The sequence below is a fragment of the Kitasatospora sp. NPDC005751 genome, assembly GCF_040630835.1.
Taxonomy (GTDB): domain Bacteria; phylum Actinomycetota; class Actinomycetes; order Streptomycetales; family Streptomycetaceae; genus Kitasatospora.
Map to the genome: position 1 here is coordinate 1 of NZ_JBEXYC010000137.1, position 4,295 is coordinate 4,295.

General features: G+C 73.0%; 4 protein-coding genes and 1 pseudogene. 3 read left to right on the forward strand and 2 right to left on the reverse strand.

Annotated features, from left to right (window positions below; all coding sequences use genetic code 11):
• Positions 1–290 precede the first annotated feature (290 nt).
• The 3 genes from ABZ497_RS36550 to ABZ497_RS36560 all read left to right on the forward strand — a co-directional run bounded on the left by ABZ497_RS36550 (position 291) and on the right by ABZ497_RS36560 (position 3,390).
• Positions 291–638: a PadR family transcriptional regulator gene (locus ABZ497_RS36550; RefSeq protein ID WP_359812414.1), complete on the forward strand. Its 348-nt coding sequence runs from the start codon at positions 291–293 to the stop codon at positions 636–638.
• Positions 635–1,600, forward strand: a complete 966-nt coding sequence (locus ABZ497_RS36555; protein ID WP_359812416.1) for a hypothetical protein — start codon at positions 635–637, stop codon at positions 1,598–1,600. Before ABZ497_RS36550 ends, ABZ497_RS36555 begins: the two co-directional genes overlap by 4 nt.
• A 1,295-nt stretch (positions 1,601–2,895) precedes the next feature.
• Complete coding sequence (locus ABZ497_RS36560; protein WP_359812419.1) at positions 2,896–3,390, forward strand: ricin-type beta-trefoil lectin domain protein; 495 nt, start codon at positions 2,896–2,898, stop codon at positions 3,388–3,390.
• A gap of 428 nt (positions 3,391–3,818) precedes the next feature.
• Here the strand turns inward: ABZ497_RS36560 and ABZ497_RS36565 are convergent.
• A pseudogene (locus ABZ497_RS36565) lies at positions 3,819–3,983 on the reverse strand (IS5/IS1182 family transposase); the annotation flags it as partial.
• A partial coding sequence (locus ABZ497_RS36570; RefSeq protein WP_359812422.1) for a hypothetical protein occupies positions 3,974–4,295 on the reverse strand: 322 nt, incomplete at its 5' end. The pseudogene ABZ497_RS36565 and the gene ABZ497_RS36570, both read right to left, overlap by 10 nt.

Consider the following 4,295-nt stretch of genomic DNA (forward strand, 5'->3'; position numbering starts at 1 on the left):
CGGCGAGCGGGCGTGAGCGGCGTGGCATGAGGGTCCCTTCGGGGTGAGCACGGCAGTTCCCGGCGCCGGGGCGACGGCGCAACCGGCTTCAACCGCTACGGCGGCGCAGGAGCGGGCGGGAAGGGCGGCGAAGGCGGCCGTCCCCTGTACGGCGACAAGCCGAACGGGCGCGGGTTCCTCCGCGAGGCGCCGCCCCGGGGCAGGGGCGGCCGGCGGGTGACGTCACCCCGTCCCACCCCACTGACCGTCCGGCCATCGACATATTCCGGTGATCGCTCTATGCTCCGTGCATGACCATCCGTCAGTTACAGGAACCGACCAGGCTCGTGCTCACCGCGTTGGCCGACACCCCCCGGCACGGCTACGCGATCATCCAGGAGGTGCTCGCCATCTCGGACGGCCAGAGCCGCCTGAGCACCGGCACGCTCTACACCGCCCTCGACCGGCTCCTCCAGCAGGGCCTGGTGCGAATCGACAGCGAGGAGGTGGTCAGCGGACGACTGCGCCGCACGTTCGCCCTCACCGACCAGGGACAGGACGCGCTGGCACAGGAGGCCGCACGCCTGCGGGCCGCCGCCACCGAGGCCGAACGCCGACTGGGCTCCTTCCGCCCCCGACCCCACGGGGCGACCTCATGAACCACGCCACGACCGGCCACACCGCCCCCCGGGCGATCCGCCTGCTGATCGGCCTCTACCCCGCCCCCTACCGGGGCGCGCACGGCGACGACATCCACGCCACCTTCACCGAGGCCACCCAGGACCGCACCCGCGGCGCGCTGCTCCGGGAGTACCGCGACCTCGCCACCCACGCCCTGCGACTACGGCTGCGGATCGGCCCCACGGACCCGGCCGGCCGCGTACTGGCCCAAGCGGCGCCCGTCGCCCTCGCACTCGCGGCCGGCTGCGCCCTGTACCTCCTGCTGCCCAATCTGGCCTACCGGACCCAGAACCCCCAACCCTCGCCCGGTCCGCGTCACGCGATGGCGATCACGGTCCTCCAACTGGCGCGCGCCGCGCCGTGGCTGCTCGCTCTCGGGCTCGCCGTGACGGGCCGTTGGCGGGCCGCGCGCGTCACGGGCGTGGCAGCCGTCCTCCTCGGCGGCGGCGTGCAGGCCCTGATCGGCCTGGACCGGTACTCGGCGGGTCAGCCGGCGGCCCTGGCCTTGATCGGCGCGCTGGTGCTGCTCGCACCGGCCGCGCTCGTGGACGTCACCCGGCGAGGCCGTTGGGAGATGGCCGCACTCGCGCTCGCCGTCGCGCTCCCCGGGATCGCGGCCGACCTGTACCTGGCGCAGTACCTGCCGCTGCCCGTCCTGGCCGTGCTGCCGATCTGGCTCGGCATCCTGACGGCACCGGTCCTGTTGGACCGCCTGGCCGGCCGGCGAAGGGACCCGCTGCGGGCCGCCGGCGTCGTGCTCGGGACGCTGCCCTGGCTGATGCCCATGACCACCGCGGCCGCCTTCGACCTGCCACGGCTGCACCTGCTGCTCGAATACGCCGGAGCCTGTGCGGCCCCGCTCGGGGTGGCCCTGGCGGTGGCCGGAGCGCTCCAGCTCGCCCGGCGGGTCAGGGCGGACGACCGCTCCGGCCCGGCCTGACCTCGGCCCGGTGCCCGCGCTCCCTGGGGCCTGCGCACTCCCGGGCCCGCGCGGCCCGGCGGCGGGTCTGCCGACCCGATCCAAGGTCCGCGGTGCGCCGCGCTGCTGAGCCGCCGGGGCCGCTGCTGCCGGCGAGGGGCGGCCACCGCGGCGACGCCTCACCCGGGCGGGGAGGCCGATCCAGGGCGTGGGCGGCATGGACGTCGTGGCCGCCCACGCCATCGCGCACCACTTCGTCACCTCCGCCCGCACCAGGCCGGCCAAGAGTGCCGAATCGACCTGACGAAACCCCCGGGCCGGCGACCGCGCCGCATGGCACCGTCCGCCGGGGCGCCGGCCGCACACGCCGGGCCGCCCATGATCTCCACGGCCCGAACACGCCGAAGGCCGCCGCCCCGCACGGGGTGGCGGCCTTCGTGCTGTTCGGACGCCGGGACTGGGTCGTCGGGGCGATGAACCGGACGCGCCGAGGAAGAGCGTCCGGGCCTCGGCCAGCCGCACCGGCGGCCCGTACCCGCCCAATCGCAGGCCGAGGTTCACCAGGTCGTGGATCCGATCCCGTGGAGGGAACGCGGCAAACAAGTGGCCCCTGAGCGTTCGCCCGGGACGTGGACACCGCAGGTTCATCCGACGAGCGTGATCCTCGGGGAAGCCGCTGCGCTGTCCGATGTTCGAATCGGGCCGGGCCGAGGTAGCCGAACGCGCGGTGGCGCCGACGGAGGTTGTGGAAGCAGATCCACCGAAGGCCCGCGCGCCCGGCCTCCCCGTCTTCATACCGCTGCGCGCCCGCTTCGTCCTGGCTGCGTGGCCGTCGGCGCTTCCCCCGGTCGTGTCCGAGCAACTCCCGAGGGAACCGCTCAGCCCCGTCGCCGGCGCCCTCGACCTCACCACGGGGACCACCGACCTGAAAGTGACCGTCCACGCCGGTGAAGACCACCTCGCTGCGGGCCATGCCTCGCACCGCTCCATCGCCGCACGGGCACCCCGGCCGGCGACTCGCGGCGCTGCGCTGCCGGCAACCGGACACCCGCATGACTGGACACCGACCAAGCAGAATGATCATACTGTGCCCGGATCGCACGCCATGTGTCACACAATCAGTTCGACGCGCCCACCACCCTGGGCGCTCGTTCACGGCGACCCCGGACTCAGCGTTCGTGGGTCGTCGTCGTGTGCCGGGCGGCGACCACCCCCAGCCGGAAGTTCAAGCCCTCAGGGGCTCCTTCGGCATGGGCACACGCGTATGGCGGCCGCTGGCCGCACAGTACTGTCATAGCTCCAAGATCCGGGGAAACATGATTCGCAAGTTCTTGACCACGCTCTTCGCGCTGGTCTCCGTGATTGGTTTCAGCTCACTCGCCGTCAGCCCGGCACAAGCCGTCGGCAGCTCGGTCCTGTGGAACACTGAAAACAAGTGCGCCACCCCGGAGGGGAACGGCACGTCCAACGGCACCGTGGTCACGGTCTGGTCCTGCACCGGTAGCGACCTGCAGAAGTGGCACTGGAGCGGCAACCTTCTGGTCCACGACGTGAGCGGCAAGTGCATGACGCCGCAGGGCAACGCCTCGGGCACCAATGGAGCCGTGCTCACTCTGTGGACCTGCGACCCCTACGCGTCGGTCAACCCGCAGCGGTTCTACTACGACCTCGACTCGGAGCGGATCTGGACCGCACACGGGAGTAAGTGCATCACCGCGAAGGGCAACTCCCTGAGCAACGGGACCTGGCTGACGCTGTGGACCTGCGGCGATGCCTGGAACCACCCGCAGTCCTGGGCCATCGTCGGCTGACGAACCGCTCGCGCACCAGCGTCACTGATCGGCTCGTCAGGCCGAGCCTGTTGAACGGGAGTTCGAGTCGGCCGACTGATGCCGAGCGCACGGCCCCCTCCCCGCAACGCGGGGAGGGGGCCTGCCTCGTCCAGGGGGCGGTTCTGTCGGCTCACGAGTACGCCACGACCGTGTCGGCGACTTCGCGGATTCGGTCCGGGCTGACCTCGGTCGCCTAGATCTGGGCCAGGTGGGAGCGGATGTCGCTCACCGGCGCAGGTGTCAGCCAAAGGAGACGTCGACGCACCCGCACCGCGGAGCGCGGACGCGAGCGACGGACTCGTCGTCGCCGCCCGGTGCAAGGGGGGCGGCGGCCAGGGGCCCGGGGGCCCGCGCGGGCTCGACCCGGATCTCCAGGAGCGTCCGCCGGCAGGCGTTGAGCCGGGCTGTCGGATGCGGGGGCTGCGCGGGCGGGTGCCCCGGCGGTGGGTGTACCAGGCGCGTCGGATCGGGCTACGGACGGTGATGGCCGTGGCCAGAGCAAGGAAGAGCTCGGTGCAGGAGCGTCGCCGCTCGGTGTCGCGGCGACGCTCGCCGAAGTTGTTCATTCACGATCGGCCGGCGCGTCCGGCGGGGGCAGTTCGAGCGGGAGGACGGGGTGCAGGGTCTCGCCGCCGATCCGCAGGGCCTTCCGGCCGGTGGCGAGGATCCGCAGTCGGGGGCACCGGCCGAGCAGGGCCTCGGCGAGCCTCGCTGCGGCCTCCAGCACGTGCTCGCAGTTGTCCAGCAGCACCGTCTCTTCGTCCGCCAGCACTTCGACCAGGTGGTCGAGGATCTGCCCGGCGTCGCCGGAGCCGGGGCCGGGGCCGGGGCCGGGGCCGGGCGGTCCGCCGCCGGAGATCGGAAGAGCGGCGGGTAGGGAAAGA

Bases quoted from the DNA above. Each gene is read 5' to 3' on its own strand.
- ABZ497_RS36555 (WP_359812416.1), top strand. From the start codon at position 635: ATGAACCACGCCACGACCGGCCACACCGCCCCCCGGGCGATCCGCCTG.
- ABZ497_RS36550 (WP_359812414.1), top strand. From the start codon at position 291: ATGACCATCCGTCAGTTACAGGAACCGACCAGGCTCGTGCTCACCGCG.
- ABZ497_RS36560 (WP_359812419.1), top strand. From the start codon at position 2,896: ATGATTCGCAAGTTCTTGACCACGCTCTTCGCGCTGGTCTCCGTGATT.